General features: G+C 35.0%; 15 protein-coding genes. 9 read left to right on the top strand and 6 right to left on the bottom strand.

The window, feature by feature from the left end; all coding sequences use genetic code 11:
- Nucleotides 1-22: 22 nt before the first annotated feature.
- The 6 genes from BN1075_RS14825 to BN1075_RS14800 all read right to left on the bottom strand — a co-directional run bounded on the left by BN1075_RS14825 (nucleotide 23) and on the right by BN1075_RS14800 (nucleotide 7,505).
- Nucleotides 23-1,627, bottom strand: a complete 1,605-nt coding sequence (locus BN1075_RS14825; protein ID WP_040193993.1) for a CTP synthase — start codon at nucleotides 1,625-1,627, stop codon at nucleotides 23-25.
- Between the two features lie 274 nt (nucleotides 1,628-1,901).
- Nucleotides 1,902-3,596: a peptide ABC transporter substrate-binding protein gene (locus BN1075_RS14820; RefSeq protein WP_040193992.1), complete on the bottom strand. Its 1,695-nt coding sequence runs from the start codon at nucleotides 3,594-3,596 to the stop codon at nucleotides 1,902-1,904.
- Nucleotides 3,597-3,621: 25 nt separating this feature from the next.
- Nucleotides 3,622-4,605 (bottom strand): ABC transporter ATP-binding protein, encoded by a 984-nt coding sequence (locus tag BN1075_RS14815; protein WP_040193991.1) that lies wholly within the window; start codon nucleotides 4,603-4,605, stop codon nucleotides 3,622-3,624.
- Entirely contained in the window at nucleotides 4,598-5,614 is a 1,017-nt protein-coding gene (locus BN1075_RS14810) for an ABC transporter ATP-binding protein (protein WP_040193990.1), read from the bottom strand. The genes BN1075_RS14815 and BN1075_RS14810 overlap by 8 nt, the downstream gene beginning before the upstream one ends.
- An 11-nt stretch (nucleotides 5,615-5,625) precedes the next feature.
- Complete coding sequence (locus tag BN1075_RS14805) at nucleotides 5,626-6,564, bottom strand: ABC transporter permease (protein WP_040193988.1); 939 nt, start codon at nucleotides 6,562-6,564, stop codon at nucleotides 5,626-5,628.
- A gap of 11 nt (nucleotides 6,565-6,575) precedes the next feature.
- Nucleotides 6,576-7,505 carry an ABC transporter permease gene (locus BN1075_RS14800; RefSeq protein WP_040193987.1) on the bottom strand — a complete coding sequence of 310 codons (930 nt, stop codon included), beginning with the start codon at nucleotides 7,503-7,505 and terminating at the stop codon, nucleotides 6,576-6,578.
- A gap of 470 nt (nucleotides 7,506-7,975) precedes the next feature.
- Between BN1075_RS14800 and rsxC the strand changes: the two genes are divergently transcribed.
- The 9 genes from rsxC (at nucleotide 7,976) to BN1075_RS14750 (ending at nucleotide 16,325) form a co-directional block, all read left to right on the top strand.
- The gene (gene rsxC, locus BN1075_RS14795; RefSeq protein WP_040193986.1) at nucleotides 7,976-9,295 is read left to right on the top strand and encodes an electron transport complex subunit RsxC; all 1,320 of its coding nucleotides are present in this window, start codon (nucleotides 7,976-7,978) and stop codon (nucleotides 9,293-9,295) included.
- A gap of 11 nt (nucleotides 9,296-9,306) precedes the next feature.
- Complete coding sequence (locus BN1075_RS14790) at nucleotides 9,307-10,239, top strand: RnfABCDGE type electron transport complex subunit D (protein WP_040193985.1); 933 nt, start codon at nucleotides 9,307-9,309, stop codon at nucleotides 10,237-10,239.
- A complete protein-coding gene (locus BN1075_RS20840) occupies nucleotides 10,239-11,216 on the top strand; it encodes an RnfABCDGE type electron transport complex subunit G (protein ID WP_052406568.1) in 978 nt (325 codons plus the stop codon). The genes BN1075_RS14790 and BN1075_RS20840 overlap by 1 nt, the downstream gene beginning before the upstream one ends.
- 1 nt (nucleotide 11,217) lies before the next feature.
- A complete protein-coding gene (rsxE, locus tag BN1075_RS14775) occupies nucleotides 11,218-11,835 on the top strand; it encodes an electron transport complex subunit RsxE (protein ID WP_040193983.1) in 618 nt (205 codons plus the stop codon).
- Nucleotides 11,836-11,850: 15 nt separating this feature from the next.
- The gene (locus BN1075_RS14770) at nucleotides 11,851-12,429 is read left to right on the top strand and encodes an electron transport complex protein RnfA (RefSeq protein WP_040193981.1); all 579 of its coding nucleotides are present in this window, start codon (nucleotides 11,851-11,853) and stop codon (nucleotides 12,427-12,429) included.
- 13 nt (nucleotides 12,430-12,442) lie between these two features.
- Complete coding sequence (locus tag BN1075_RS14765) at nucleotides 12,443-13,330, top strand: RnfABCDGE type electron transport complex subunit B (RefSeq protein WP_040193980.1); 888 nt, start codon at nucleotides 12,443-12,445, stop codon at nucleotides 13,328-13,330.
- An 87-nt stretch (nucleotides 13,331-13,417) separates the two neighbouring features.
- On the top strand, nucleotides 13,418-13,843 hold the full coding sequence (locus tag BN1075_RS14760) for a SoxR reducing system RseC family protein (protein WP_040193979.1): 426 nt from the start codon (nucleotides 13,418-13,420) through the stop codon (nucleotides 13,841-13,843).
- A gap of 69 nt (nucleotides 13,844-13,912) precedes the next feature.
- Nucleotides 13,913-14,581 carry a deoxyribose-phosphate aldolase gene (deoC, locus tag BN1075_RS14755; RefSeq protein WP_040193978.1) on the top strand — a complete coding sequence of 223 codons (669 nt, stop codon included), beginning with the start codon at nucleotides 13,913-13,915 and terminating at the stop codon, nucleotides 14,579-14,581.
- Nucleotides 14,582-14,870: 289 nt separating this feature from the next.
- Nucleotides 14,871-16,325 carry a Na+/H+ antiporter NhaC family protein gene (locus tag BN1075_RS14750; protein WP_040193977.1) on the top strand — a complete coding sequence of 485 codons (1,455 nt, stop codon included), beginning with the start codon at nucleotides 14,871-14,873 and terminating at the stop codon, nucleotides 16,323-16,325.
- The last annotated feature ends 109 nt before the right edge of the window (nucleotides 16,326-16,434 follow it).

Below are 16,434 nucleotides of genomic sequence, written 5' to 3'. Positions count from 1 at the left end.
ATAGAAATTCTCACTTTAATATTTAATTTTTCATTTCTAAAGCTGCTCCAACGAATCCTTCAAATAGTGGATGAGGTCTGTTTGGTCTTGACTTTAACTCTGGATGGAACTGAACTGCTACATACCATGGATGGTCCTTTACTTCAACGATTTCTACTAATCTTCCATCAGGACTTGTTCCTGTTATTTCAAGACCAGCTTCTTCTAGCTGGCTTCTAAATTCATTATTGAATTCATATCTATGTCTGTGTCTTTCATTAACCTGCTCACTTCCGTAAGCTTCTATAGCTTTCGACCCTTTCTTTAACTGGCAAGGATAAGCTCCAAGTCTCATAGTTCCTCCAAGGTTTTCGATATCCTTTTGATCTATCATTAAATCTATAACAGGATACTTTGTATCCCCATCTATTTCAGCACTGTTAGCTCCCTCAAATCCTAAAACATTTCTAGAAAATTCAATGACAGAGCACTGCATACCTAAACATATTCCTAAGAATGGTTTTTTATTTTCTCGTGCCCATCTTATGGCTTCTATCTTACCTTCTACCCCTCTATCACCAAAGCCTCCAGGCACTAAAATTCCATCTACATCTTTAAATAACTTATCTGCGCTTTCTGCAGTAACATCTTCAGCATTAATCCACTTTATATCAACAGCTGTTCCTTTAGTATATCCTCCATGGTTTAAGGCTTCTACCACAGAAATATAAGCATCATGAAGCTCAACATATTTTCCTACTAAAGCTATAGTAGTTGTTTCTTTAAGGTTTTTTATTTTGTTTATCATTGTAGTCCAATTGGAGTTGTCAATATCTCTACAGCCTAAATTCAGCTTTTCACATACTAACCTGTCTAAACCTTCATTATGTAACATTAACGGTACTTCGTATAAATGATCAGCATCTAAATTTTGTATTACATTTTTTCCATCAAGATTACAGAATAATCCTATCTTAGCTTTAACATCCTCAGAAATCTCTTTTTCTGTTCTGCAAACTATAATATCTGGCTGAATTCCAATACTTCTCAATTCCTTAACCGAGTGCTGGGTAGGTTTAGTTTTAAGTTCTCCAGCCTTACCCAAATATGGTAGTAAGGTAACATGGATAAAACAGGTATTTTCTCTTCCTACTTCATATTGAATTTGTCTTATAGACTCTAAGAAAGGTTGCGATTCAATATCTCCAACTGTTCCACCAATTTCAGTTATAACAACATCCACATCTTCATCCTTCGTAACTTCACAAATTCTTTCCTTTATCTCATTAGTAATGTGAGGAATAACCTGTACAGTTCCCCCTAGATATTCTCCTCTTCTTTCCTTTGAAATAACTGACCAATAAACCTTACCTGTTGTTACATTTGAACTCTTTCTTAAGTTTTCATCAATAAATCTTTCATAATGCCCTAAATCTAAATCTGTTTCAGCCCCATCCTCAGTAACAAATACCTCACCATGCTGATAAGGGCTCATTGTACCTGGATCAACATTTAAATATGGATCAAACTTTTGTATTGTAACCTTTAGTCCTCTATTCTTTAATAATCTTCCTAATGAAGCTGCAGTAATTCCTTTTCCTAGCGAAGATACAACTCCTCCAGTAACAAAAACATATTTAGTATTCATAAAGCATCTACTCCTAAACTTTTTTTAAATTTATGTTGACACAGCTCCATTCATTTTATATAATAATAATTACCCCATAAAAATAAAATGGATGAATTATGTCATCAAACATAGAATTTATAATAGCATAGTTTTTTACATTGTGCTAGTGTTTTTTCGTGTTTTTTGAAATATTTTTTTCGTTTTTATTTTTTTGCATGAAAAGCTCCTAGGATAAACTCTCCTAGGAGCTTTATTATTACAAAATATCTATGCTATACTTTATTTTTGCTCACTACTCCACATATGCATCTCTAAATTCCATTTGTCCAAGAAGTGATTTATAAGTGCCCTGAACCTTTGGATTTATGCAAAGTACATTTGTGTAAAAGTATATTGGAATTATAGGTAGATCTCCCATTAAAATATCCTCTGCCTTGTGTAACATTTCTGTTCTCTTAGCGTCGTCTATTTCCACTTTAGCAGCAGCAATTAATTCATCATATTCAGGATTTGAGTATCCAGAATTATTTTGACCATTACCTGTTGTCCACATATCTAAGAATGTCATTGGGTCATTATAATCACCTATCCATCCATGTCTAGCTATTAAATAGTTGAAGTTAGTTCTTGTATCTTGGAATACAGCCCACTCTTCATTCTTCAACTCAATATCAATTCCTAAATTCTTTTTCCACATATCTTGAATAGCTTGAGCTATCATTTGATGTCCTGAGCCTGTATTAAATGTAAAGGTAACAGTTGGTGCACCTTCACCATTTGGATATCCAGCTTCTTCAAGAAGCTTCTTAGCTTGCTCTATATCAGCTGTTGGTGGCAAATAATCCTTTTGGAACTCCTTACCTGCTGAATCCAATACACCTTCTGGAACATAGCTAGTTGCAGGTTTTTGCCCACCCTGAGCCACCTTATCAGCGATAAGAGTTCTGTCAATAGCTAAAGTAAGTGCTTCTCTAACCTTTGGATTTGCAAGGAACTCAGCTGCTTTTGCATCTACATTTTTACCATTATCTGATAAGTTAATTACATAGAAGTAAGTTCCTAAATAAGGATAAATCTCAGCTGTTCCCGCAGCAACTAATGATGGAATTTCAGCTTGTGGTGGTGATTCAATTACATCAATTTCCCCTGCCTTAAAAGCACTTAAATAAGTAACTTCATCATCAATTAATTTAACTTGCAATGTTTCAAGCTTAACATTTGCAGCATCCCAATAGTTTTCATTTTTCACAAAAGTCATACTCTCTTTAGCAACCCATTCTGACATTTTGAATGGTCCATTTCCTATATAAGTTTCTGGACTTAATGCCCATCTGTCCCCATTAGCTTCAATAATATCTTGTCTTGTTGGGAAGTAAGTTGGGAAAGCCGCCAAGGATAAGAAATATGGACATGGAGCTTCAAGAGTAACCTCTAATGTACTGTCATCTAAAGCTTTAACTCCTATATCATCAATAGTAACTCCATCTTTCTTGCTATAGAAAGCTTCTCCATTTTTAATGTAGTATAACTGATACGCATATTCTGCAGCTACCTCTGGATTTAAAGCTCTCTTCCATGCATATTCAAAATCACCAGCTACGACTGGTTTTCCATCAGACCATTTTGCATCTTTTCTTAAGTAGAACTTATATACTGTTCCATCTTCAGAAACATCATACTTTTCTGCTACAGCAGGTACTATTTGTCCTGTTGAATCTTCTCTCATCAATCCTTCAAAAGCATTATGAATGATTGTTGATCCATCTACTGCTGAATTTAATTGTGGGTCTATAGTCTTAGGATCTGCTCCAAGATTATAAACAATTTTCTGTTCTACCTCTGGTGCTGGATCTTCTGCTGGAGTTTCAGTTTGCTTATCATCTGTTTTTGGAGTTTCGGATGTATCCTTAGATTTACCACATCCAAAGAACAAAGTTCCTGTCATTACCACGGCAAGCATAGCAGCTAGTAGTTTTGATTTCTTCATTAAATATCCTCCTTTAATCTTATATTTATTTATTAAATAAATGACAAGCTACGCAATGACCAGGTGATACCTCTTTAAGCTCCGGCTCAACTTCACCACAAATTTTTCGTGCATATCTGCAGCGACCTTTAAATCGGCATCCTGGTGGTGGATCAATTGGTGAAGGAATTTCTCCCTCTAAAATTATTCTATTTCTCTTCTTTGACTCTTCTGGATCCGGAATTGGAATAGCTGATAGTAAAGCATTAGTATAAGGATGAATAGGTCTTGCATAAACTTCAGCACTATCTGCAATCTCAACAAGTTTTCCTAAATACATAATTCCAACTCTATTTGAAATATGTTTTACCATTGATAAATCATGAGCAATAAATAAATAAGTCAAACCGAAATCCCTTTGTAAATCTTCAATCATATTAATAATCTGAGCTTGTATAGAAACATCAAGAGCGGATATAGGTTCATCACAAACAATAAACTCAGGATTAACTGCTAAAGACCTGGCAATACCAATTCTTTGACGTTGACCACCTGAAAATTCGTGTGGATATCTATTAATGTGACTTTGATTTAGTCCAACTTTATCAAGGAAATACTTCACTCTTTCTTCCCTTTCCTTACCTGAGCATATCTTATAAATATCTAGTGACTCACCTATAATGTCACCTACAGTCATCCTTGGATTTAAAGATGCATAGGGATCTTGAAAAATCATCTGCATTTTACTTCTATATTTGAGCATTTCTTTATTAGATAAACTACTTATGTCAGAACCATCATATAAAATCTCTCCAGCCGTAGGATTATATAACTTCACTAAAGTTCTTCCAAAGGTGGTTTTGCCACAACCTGATTCTCCAACTAAGCCTAAAGTTTCACCTTTCTTTATTTCAAGCGAAATACCATCCACAGCTTTTAAAACCCCAGTATTTTTTTTAAAAAAAGATTTACCCGTATGAAAATACTTACATAAACTTCTTATCTCTACTAAATTATCACTTTTACTCATCTGCTTCCCCTCCCTTTAACGGAACTTCAATCTTAGGAGCTCTTTCATCATTAAGCCAGCAAGCAGCTTTATGCCCCTTGGATATTTCATAAAAGGCTGGTCTTTTTTCTTGACAAACTTTCATTGCGTATTTACATCTAGCATAGAACGGACACCCTTTTGGTGGTTTAAATAAATCTGGAGGCTGACCATCAATGGGTTTCAATCTTTTCTTTGCTAAAGTATTAGGGTTTGGAACACTTTCCATAAGTCCCCATGTATATGGATGTTTTGGATTGTAGTAGATATCATTTACAGCTCCACTTTCCACAATAAGTCCACCATACATAACATTAACCTTGTCGCAAATATCCGCAACAACACCTAAATCATGGGTTATTAGTATAATAGAAGTATTCAATTTATTTTTTATATCCTTCATAATTTCAAGAATTTGAGCCTGTATTGTAACATCTAAAGCCGTTGTGGGTTCATCCGCAATTAAAAGCTTTGGGTTACAACTTAGAGCCATTGCAATCATAACTCTTTGTCGCATCCCTCCTGAAAACTCATGTGGATACTGTTTCATTCTGCTTTTAGGACTTGGTATTCCTACTAACCCTAAAAGCTCTACAGCTCTATTAAATGCCTCATCCTTACTCATATTTTTATGAATTCTAAGAGGCTCCATGAGCTGCTTTCCTACAGTCATCAAAGGATTCAAGCACGTCATCGGATCTTGAAAAATCATTGCTATGGCATCTCCTCTGATTTTACACATATCAGCTTCACTCATGGTTACAAGGTCTTTTCCTTCGAATAAAACCTCACCTTCTTTAACCTTACCATTATCATCTAAAAGTCTCATTATAGATAACATAGTTACACTTTTACCACTACCTGATTCTCCAACAATCCCAAGAACTTCTCCACTATTGAGTCCAAACGAAACTCCCCCAACGGCTTGAACCTCTCCAAACTGAGTGAAAAATGAGGTTTTAACATTATTTACTTGTAAAAAATCACTCATGATTGCACCCCCTATTTCTTAACCTTTGGATCTAGAGCATCTCTAAGTCCATCACCAAGCATATTGAAAGATAATATAGTTAAACATATTGCTAAAGTTGGGAAAAGTATTTGATAAGGATATAAAGCCAATGTTTGAAGTGCTTCATTTGCTAATGTTCCCCAAGAAGCTTTTGGCGGTGTTAACCCTAAACCGATAAAACTTAAAAAAGCTTCTGTGAAAATAGCTGAAGGAATCTGTAATGTCAAAGTAACTATAATTGATCCTAAACAGTTAGGTATAAGATGTTTAAATAATATTCGCTTACTTGATGCACCTAAAGTACGTGCTGCCAATACGAACTCCTGCTGTTTAAGCTGTAAAATTTCCGATCTAACTATTCTAGCCATGCTTATCCAATAGGATATTGCCAGAGCGATAATAATATTAAACAATCCACCTTTACCAAAAATAACCAAAAGGAGAATTACATATATGGTCATTGGTATAGAGTCTATTATGTCTACAATTCTCATCATAATCATATCAACCCATCCACCAGCAAAACCTGCTACACCTCCATAAATAATACCAATGATTAAATTTAAGAAGGAGGCTGCAAAACCAATGATCAAGGAATATCTTGCACCATATAAAACTCTAACAAATACATCTCTCCCTAAGTTATCTGTTCCAAACCAATGCTCAGCAGACGGCCATTGATTAGTTATTGTTAAGTCATTAGATACATAATCATATTTAGAGAACTTTGGAATAAATATGGCAGATAAGACTATGAGAATTATGAATATTAATCCAATAATAGCAAGCTTATTCTTTTTCAACTTTCTCCAAGAGTCCTTCCAATAAGAAACACTTGGTCTATTAATTGAATCATCAACCTTTTGCTCATCCCCAACAAAGATAAATTCATCTTCAAAACTCTTATTAATATTTTCGTTGTACTCCATACACCGTCCCCCTACGATTCCACATTTTCTAACTTAATCCTTGGGTCAATAATTACATACATTATATCCACGATTAAGTTACACATAATTAGAAGTGTACTGTAAAATATGGTTACTCCTAAAATAGATGTGTAGTCTCTGTTACTAATGGTTTGTACAAACTCTCTGCCTAGACCTGGAATAGCAAAGATTTTCTCAATAACAAAGCTTCCAGTTAAAATTCCAGCTATAAGTGGTCCTAAGTAAGTAATAACAGGAATCAGAGAATTTCTTAAAGCATGCTTAAATATTATATTTCTCCCATTGACCCCTTTAGCTTTAGCAGTTCTTATATAATCTGATTTTAGAACTTCTAAAAGCTTAGACCTTGTAAGCCTTGAAATAAACGCTATAGAGTAGCCTGCTAATGCTATAGAAGGAAGAATAAAACTCTTCCAATCATTTAGCCCAGTAATCTGAACCACTCGAAGTTTAACGCCAAAGACATACATTAACAAGGTTGCAATTACGAATCCTGGAACCGTCACCCCTAAAGTTGCCAATACCATACATAAAGAGTCAGGCCACCTACCATACTTCAGTGCAGCTAGTATTCCTAGCAGAATGCCAAATACTAAAGAAATAACAATGGCCACTCCTCCTAATTTAGCTGATGAAGGAAAAGAATAACCAATAATCTCTTGAACAGTACGTCCTTTATACTTCATACTTGGACCTAAGTCACCATGAAGTAAATCCTTTAAATACTTTACATACTGTTGTCCAAGGCTTTTATCAAGTCCATATTTAGCTTCCAAACTAGCCTTAATTTCTGGCGGCAAATTTTTCTCACCATCAAATGGACCTCCTGGCATTAACCTCATCAGAAAGAAAGTAGCAGTAATTACAATAAAAATAGTTACTAAACTCAAACACAACCTTTTTACAATGTACTTAAACAACTCCCCACCTCCGGAAATCTTAGTTTATTTTATATATATATTGAGTAGTACATTGTATTATTACAACAGCAAAATAAAATTCTAGTGTAGCATAATATTTTTATTAAATTAATCAGTTAAATAAAAATTTAATATGAAATTCCCCTGTATTCCATTTTTCATTTACTTTTTTCCCTTTACATAATTCGATAAATTACTTTACAACATTCTATAATTCGATATATTTTTCCAAGGAATAATTTATCTAATCAACTTCAATAATTACTGAAAAATTTTTAATTTTAAAAATCCCTTCCTATTATATATGTGTTTTATTTACACCTAATGGTGTTAATATTTTGTCATATTAGCCATGTATAACAGTGGAACATATTGCACCATAAAAGTTTTAGTTGTATAATAGACGTTGTACTATAGGTGTCATTAATACAATGTCTTATTAATTTATACTATAGGAATGGAGGAATATTATGGGACTATTAACATTTAAGCGAGGCATTCATCCGCCTCACGGAAAACACCTTTCAGAGCACAAAGAAATTGAAGCTTATCTCCCAAAGGGCGATTTAGTTTTCCCTATGAGTCAACATATAGGAGCTCCTTGTACACCGGTTGTTAAAAAAGGTGACAAAGTTCTAGTTGGTCAATTAATCGGTGAAGCATCTTCTCATGTTTCATCAAATGTATACTCAAGTGTTTCTGGGACAGTAAAAAATGTAACACCAATGCTTACTGCTGGTGGTACAAAGGTGATGAGCGTCATCATCGAAAACGACAACAACTATGAAGAGGTGGCACCAACACCACATGAGAACTTCAAAAACTTATCAAACTCAGAATTGTTGGAAATTATAAAAGGTGCTGGAATTGTTGGTTTAGGTGGAGCTTGCTTCCCTACTCACGTTAAACTAAACCCACCAAAAGAGTGTAACATTGATACAATCATCGTTAACGCTGCTGAGTGTGAGCCATACTTAACATGTGACCATCAATTAATGCTTCAGTATTCTAAAGATGTTACTGAAGGTTTAGAAATTTTAGCACACATGTATCCTAATGCAAAAATATACTTAGGAATCGAAAACAACAAAGCTGATGCAATTACAATCATGAAGGCAATGCTTGAGCCAATCCAAAATATTGAAGTTGCAGAGCTTAAAACTAAGTACCCACAAGGTGCTGAAAAACAGTTAATTTATTCTGTTACAAAAAGAGAAGTACCAACAGGAAAATTACCAGCTGATGTTGGATGTATCGTTCAAAATGTAGCTACAGTTGTTGCTATTAAAAAAGCTGTTATTGATGGTAAACCTCTTACTGATAGAATAGTAACGGTTACTGGAGGAGCAGTTGCAAATCCAAAGAACATCCTTGTTAAACTTGGTACAAGCTTACAAGAACTTGTTGATCATTGTGGTGGTTTTAAAGAGAACCCTGTAAAGGTTATAAGTGGTGGACCTCTAATGGGTACTGCACTATTCTCTTTAGATATACCTGCAACAAAAGGTACATCTGGTGTTCTATGCTTATCTAGCGCTGAAGCTGCTATTTCTGAAGAGCAAAACTGTATAAGATGTGGAAAATGCGTAAATGCATGTCCAATGTTCTTATTACCATACAAGCTTAACTCTTTAGTTTTAAGAAGAGATTATGATAGTTTTGAGAAATTAAACGGAACTAGCTGTATAGAATGTGGAGCTTGTAGCTTCTCTTGTCCTTCTAAGAGAAACTTAACTCAAAGTTGTAAAGAAGGCAAAAAGCAAGTTTTAGCTAGAAAAAACAATAAGTAGAGGTGAACATAATGTCAGAGAATTTATTTAACGTATCCGTATCGCCACATATAAAGGCTAAAGAAACGGTATCTACAATTATGAGAGACGTTCTTATAGCATTAGTACCTGCTGGTCTTGCTGGTATTTATTTCTTCGGTTTCTCAGCAGCCCTAATAATGATCACTGCAGTTGCTTCTGCAATGCTAAGTGAGTTCTTATTCAATAAAATTACTAAAAGACCAAATACTCTTTGGAATTTAAGTGCTGCTGTAACTGGTCTTTTAATTGCTTATAACGTACCTACTACTCTTCCACTATGGATGGTAGCTGTAGGTAGTGCATTTGCAATAATCGTTGTTAAGTGTTTCTTCGGAGGACTTGGCCAAAACATAGTGAACCCAGCTTTAGCTGCTAGAGCGTTCCTACTTGCTGCATATCCAACTGCAATGACTACTTGGACTATGGATGCAGTAACAAAAGCTACTCCTCTTGGAATATTAAAAGGTGGAAGTGGAATTCTTCCAAGCACAATGGACGTATTCATTGGTAACATCCCAGGATGTATCGGTGAGGTATCTGCCATAGCACTACTTATCGGTGGAGCTTACCTGCTTTATAGAAAAGTAATCACTTGGCACATACCAGCTACTTACATTGGTACTGTATTTGTTTTAACAACTGTACTTGGTAGAGATGGTTTCTTCACAGGTAACGGATTATATGAAATCCTAATCGGTGGATTAATGCTTGGAGCTATTTTCATGGCTACAGACTACACTACTACTCCAATGACACAAAAAGGACAAATTATCTTCGGTGTTGGTTGTGGATTCTTAACAACACTTATTCGTTTATATGGCGGATATGCTGAAGGTGTTTCTTACTCAATCCTTATCATGAACTTATTAGTTCCAATGATAGACAAATGGACAAGTCCACGTGTATTCGGAGGTGCAAAATAATGAAAGAAAATTTAAAATTAGGTGCAACTCTTTTAGTTATCACTGCTATTGCTGGTCTTATCCTAGCCTTTGCTTATGATGTAACAAGAGCTCCGATAGCCTCTAGAAAAGCTGAAGAGCAAGCTGCTGCTATGAGAGTTGTTTTAGAGCAAGGTGAAGAATTCACACTTATCGAAGGAAAGTCTAACGATAATATTTTAGAGTCTTATGAAGCTAAAACTAGTGGAAAAACTTCTGGATATGTATTTAAAGTTAAAACTTCTGGATACGGCGGAGAAATCATGATGCTAGTAGGTATCGATGCTGATTCTAAAGTATCTGGAATCGAAGTATTAAGTCTTTCTGAGACTCCTGGTCTTGGTTCAAAAATTAAAGATGACCCAACATTCGGTGCTCAATACGCTGGAAAGCCTGCAGAAGGCAAACTTGCTTTAGGTTCTGATATAACAGCTATATCTGGAGCAACAATTTCTTCTGGTGCTGTTAACACAGCTGTTAACAATGTAATAGAATTCTACAATACTGAAATTCTTGGAAACGAAGTTGCTACAGAAGCTCCACTTGATGAAAATTCTCCAATGCTTACTGAAGTATTAGAAGCTGGAAGCTTTACAGCATCAACTGCTGCTCCTTCTGATGCAGTACTTGCAATCTTTGAAGCTGACAACGGTGGATATGTTCTAAACGTAACATCTGAAGGTTATGAAGGCGCTTTAGAAACTTTAGTTGGAATTACTGCAGATGGTACTATTTCAGGAATCAAAGTTCACAAACAGAACGAAACACCTGGCCTTGGAGCAAACTCTCAAGATGACCCTGCTTTCGCTGAGTCATTCAAAGGTTTATCTACAGAAAGTGAAATTGCTGTTACTGACATCAATGCTATTACAGGTGCTACTATTACTTCTAAAGCTGTAGTTGCAGGAGTAAACAGTGCTGTAGATTTCTTCAACACAAACTTGAAAGGAGCAAAGTAGAATGAAAGAGTTAGTTGATAGATTAAAAACCGGTATCATTACCGAGAACCCAGTATTTATACAAGTACTAGCTATGTGTCCTACTCTTGCTGTTACAGGAAGTGTAAACAATGCTGTAGGTATGGCATTTGCTGCTACATTAGTTTTAATCGGTTCAAACGCCGTTATATCTTTAATCAGAAAGCTTGTACCTGATAAAATCAGAATTCCTGCTTTCATCGTAGTTATTGCTACATTCGTTACATTAATACAGTTCTTATTAGAAGCTTATATTCCAGACTTATATACATCTCTTGGAATATTCCTTCCTCTAATCGTTGTTAACTGTGTTATTCTTGGAAGAGCTGAAGCTTATGCTTCAAAAAATAGTGTTTTACCTTCTATCTTTGATGCTATAGGTATGGGACTTGGATTTGGTGCTGCTATAGTTTTACTTGCTACATTCAGAGAAGTAATTGGAGCAGGAACATTCTACGGATTCCAAGTATTACCAAACTCTTATGTTCCAGCAATGATAATGACAGCTGCTCCTGGAGCATTCATGACACTTGGAGTTCTTTTAGCTGGATTTAATCAAATTAAAATTAATAAAGCTAAAAAAGCTAAAGAAACAAAATAAGGAAGGTGAAAATTAATGAAAGAATTATTTACAATATTTATAGGTGCCCTTCTTGTTAACAACGTAATATTAGGGCAATTCTTAGGTATTTGTTCCTTCCTTGGAGTTTCTCAAAAAACTGAGACTGCTAAGGGTATGGGAGCTGCAGTTACCTTCGTAATGTTACTTGCTACTCTTATTACTTTCGTAGTAAACAAGTTAATCCTTATACCATTTGACCTAGGATATCTATCAACTTTAACATTTATCCTTGTTATAGCTGCCCTAGTTCAATTCGTTGAGATAGTTATTAAAAAGATTCAGCCAGGTCTTTATAGATCTCTTGGTATCTTCTTACCTCTTATCACTACTAACTGTGCCGTTCTTGGTATAGCAACAACAAATATCGATAAAGGATATAACTTAGCTCAATCTTTAGCTAATACTCTTGGAGCTGCTGGTGGATACGTGCTTGCTATTGTTATCCTTGCAGGACTTAGAGAAAGAATGGAAGATAACACTGACATGCCAGCATGTTTCAAAGGATTACCAATATCTTTAATAACTGCTGGACTTATGGCGATTGCTTTCTATGGCTTCGCTGGTTTAGTATAAGGAGGTAAAATAAATGGAATTACAAAGTTTAGTTGCTCCTGTAGTAAGCCTTGGTGGACTTGGATTAGTCTTTGGAGCCCTACTAGGATATGCAAACAGTAAATTTAAAGTTGAAGTTGACGAAAGAATTCCTCTAGTAAGAGAATGTCTTCCTGGTGCAAACTGTGGTGGATGTGGATTTGCTGGATGTGACGCTTACGCTGAAGCTGTAGTAATGGGAACTGCCCCTACTAACAAATGTGCTCCAGGTGGTGCTGCTGCAGTATCTAAAATCTCTGAAATCTTAGGAGTTGAAGCATCAGTTGGTGAACCAATGACAGCTTTCGTTAGATGTAAAGGAACTCCTGATGTAGCAAAAGAAAAATATAACTACATCGGAATCTTAGATTGTAACCATGCAGCAGTAGCTCCAGGCGGCGGTTCAAAAACTTGTGGAAATGGATGTTTAGGACTTGGTTCTTGTGTTAAAGCTTGTGAATTTGACGCAATCCATGTTGTAAATGGTGTTGCTGTAGTTGACGAAGAAAAATGTGTTGCCTGCGCTGCTTGTACAGCTGTATGTCCTAAAGAAATCATACACTTAGTTCCTAAGAAAACTAAGGTAAGAATCGAATGTAACAATAAAGAAAAAGGTAAAGAAGTTATGAGCGCTTGTGACGTTGGATGTATCGGATGCGGAATCTGCATGAAGAACTGTCCAAAGGATGCCATTGAAATAGTTAATAACATTCCAGTATTTGATTACAGCAAATGTGTTAACTGCGGAATTTGTGCTAACAAATGTCCAAAGAACTCAATATTAAACCTTAGAAAACCAGTTCTTAAGAAAGAAGCGGTTCCTGCTAAAGCAGAAGTTAAAACAGAAGCTTCAGCACCTGCTGCTACTGAAGAAAATAAATAATACTACTATTAGTTCAATTTATAAATGAACTGTGATATAATAAAGAAGGCTAAAAGCCTTCTTTATTTACTTTTTGGAGGTGTTATCATGGAAGAACAAGGAATAATTAAAAGAATTGACGGAGATATAGCTAAAGTTGCCTTTGTAAAAAAAGGTGGTTGTGGCGGTGGATGCTCCTCCTGCAAATCTGGCTGTCCTAAGGATACCATAATAGTAGACCTTAAAAATTCTGAGGGAGCTTCAGTTGGTGAAAAAGTTTTAGTTGAAATGGACAGCAAAACTTTTAAAAATATGACTTTCTGGGCATATGGTTTCCCTACTATAGTTACAGTTATCGCATTAGCCTTATCAATTTTCATTTTCAGCAAAATGCAATTAGCAAACTATGAGGTTTATTCTATTCTTGTTGGTCTTATCGCAATGATGGTTTCTTATAAATTAAGCGGAAAACTTAACAAGCATAAAGACAAGTACGAATTTAAAATGGTAAAAAAGCTTAACAGCTTTCAATAAAATTTAATACATAAAATTTTGAGTGTTAATCTATATAAGATTATTCTCATATATGTAGGAGGAATAATTATGAATATCGCATCTATGATCGATCACACAATTTTAAAGGCAGATACTACAAAGGATCAAGTAATAAAAATTTGTAGTGAGGCTAAAGAATATAAATTTAAATCAGTCTGTGTAAACTCTTGCTATACAGAACTAGTTGCTAAGGAATTAAAAGGTTCTGAGGTTTTAGTTTGTACAGTTGTTGGCTTCCCTCTTGGAGCTATGGATACTAAAGCTAAGGCTTTTGAAACTGCAAGAGCAATAGAGCTTGGAGCTAATGAAATAGATATGGTTATTAATGTTGGTGCTTTAAAGGATAAAGATTACGACTTCGTTAAAAACGATATTAAAGAAGTTGTAAACACTGCAAAAGGAAAAGCTATCGTAAAGGTAATCTTAGAAAACTGCTTATTAACAGAAGAGGAAATCATAAAAGCTTGTGAGCTTTCTCAAGAAGCTGGAGCTGATTTCGTTAAAACTTCAACTGGTTTTAGCACTGGTGGAGCAACTGCAGCTGATATAGCCTTAATGAGAAAAGTTGTCGGACCAACTATGGGTGTTAAAGCTTCAGGTGGTGTTCGTACTACTGAAGATGCAATGGCAATGATTAATGCTGGAGCAAATAGAATTGGTGCCAGTGCTTCAATAGCTATTGTTGAAAATTTAAAAGATTCTTCATCTGACTATTAATTAATTTAAGGAACTGTTCAAACAGTTCCTTTTTTATTTCACGTTCTTTGAATATTTATACAACCTTAAACTAATAATTTCTCAAATTTCAGTAGAATTTTTTAGCATATAACCTTTACTCCTGCTTATTTTTACTGTTTTTTCATTTTAAATTAAATATTTTATAAAATTACTTGATATTTTGCATAAAAGGCTTTAAACTTAAAATACAAAAGTAGACAAGTTATTGCTCTATATTACTTACATAAGATAAAAAAATCTTTTATGTGCTACTTCAAGGGGGATTAACATGAACTTTATTAAAGGATTTTTGAAATTTGTGCCAATATTTATTCTGGCATTTTTAATTATGACTGGCATGGATGTATTAATTGCTGCACCAATTGCTACATTACTTGCCTTTATTATTGCCTCTTTAACGGAAAAGCTAACCTTCAATGAATTAATTGATGCTGCTACTAATAGTGTAAAAGAGTTAATAATTGTTTTCTTCATTCTAATGTTTGCATATGCAATGGCTAATGCCTTCATGGCAACAGGTGTTGGTGCTTCAATCGTTAATATTGCTCTATCCATAGGTGTAACAGCTCGTACAGTTGCTGTTTGCGGCTTCTTAGTAACAAGTATACTATCTGTAGCTACAGGAACCTCATGGGGTACCTTTGCTGCATGTGCTCCTATATTTTTATGGTTGAATCACATTCTTGGAGGTAATATTCTTCTAACTGCTGCCTCAATTGCAGGTGGAGCATGTTTCGGTGATAATATTGGACTTATATCGGATACCACTGTAGTAAGCTCTGGTATTCAAAAGGTAGATGTATTAAAAAGAGTTAAATATCAAATAGTTTGGTCTGTTGGATGTCTTATAATTTCTGCCGTAATAATTTATGGAATCAGTATTGCAATGAATCTTCCAATGGAAGTTGCAAATGCAAAAGAAGCCATTGATGCCATACCAGCTGAAGCTTGGACTGCCTTAGAAGCTAAAAGACCAGCAGCTATTGAACTTCTTAATCAAGTTAAGATAGGTGTACCCTACTATATGGTACTTCCTTTATTTCTTGTCATTGGCTGTGCTATTGCCGGCCTTCCTACCTTGGTTTGTTTATTTCTAGGACTTGTTTCTTCTTTTCTTCTTGGAACTTTTGCTGGAACAGTTGAAAGTTTAGCTGCCTTCCTTCAATTAACTCAAGACGGTTTCTCTGAAGCTGGTTCATGGGTAATTGTTATGATGATGTGGTTTGGAGCCTTTGGAGGGATAATGTCTAAAATGAATGCTTTTGAACCGCTTTCAAAGCTAATCCTTAAAATTTCAAGGAATGTTAGACAGCTTATGTTTTGGAATGGTATCCTTTCAATAGGTGGAAATGCAGCCCTATCTGATGAGATGGCTCAAATAGTTACTATTGGCCCCATAATAAAGGAACTTGTAGAAAAAAGTGTTTATGGTTCTGAAGAAGACATTGAAACACTTCGTATTAGAAATGCCACATTCTCTAGTACTTTAGGTGTGTTTGGTTCCCAACTTATTCCTTGGCACGTTTATATGGGATTTTATATAGGAATTTTAACTTCTGTATATCCACTATTCAAGTTTGAAGCAATAGATATTATTAAGTATAACGTTATGGCCTTCGTTACTGTTGGTTCACTTTTAATATTAACTTTAACGGGACTTGATAGATTAATTCCTAAATTTGGTTTACCAAAAGAACCTAAGGTGAAATTAAAAAAGAAATAATTACTTTGGCTGGAGTTCATAAGAATTCCAGCCTTTTTAATTGCATATTTTGACATATAAACGGATTTTTACCTTCTAAATAGATAATTTAAATAATTTTTCGAAAAAT

This window comes from Clostridium culturomicium, from assembly GCF_000821305.1.
In the GTDB taxonomy this organism is placed as follows: domain Bacteria; phylum Bacillota; class Clostridia; order Clostridiales; family Clostridiaceae; genus Clostridium_J; species Clostridium_J culturomicium.
The sequence above is the reverse complement of the archived record's forward strand: the minus strand, read 5'-3'. Positions and strand labels throughout refer to the sequence as shown.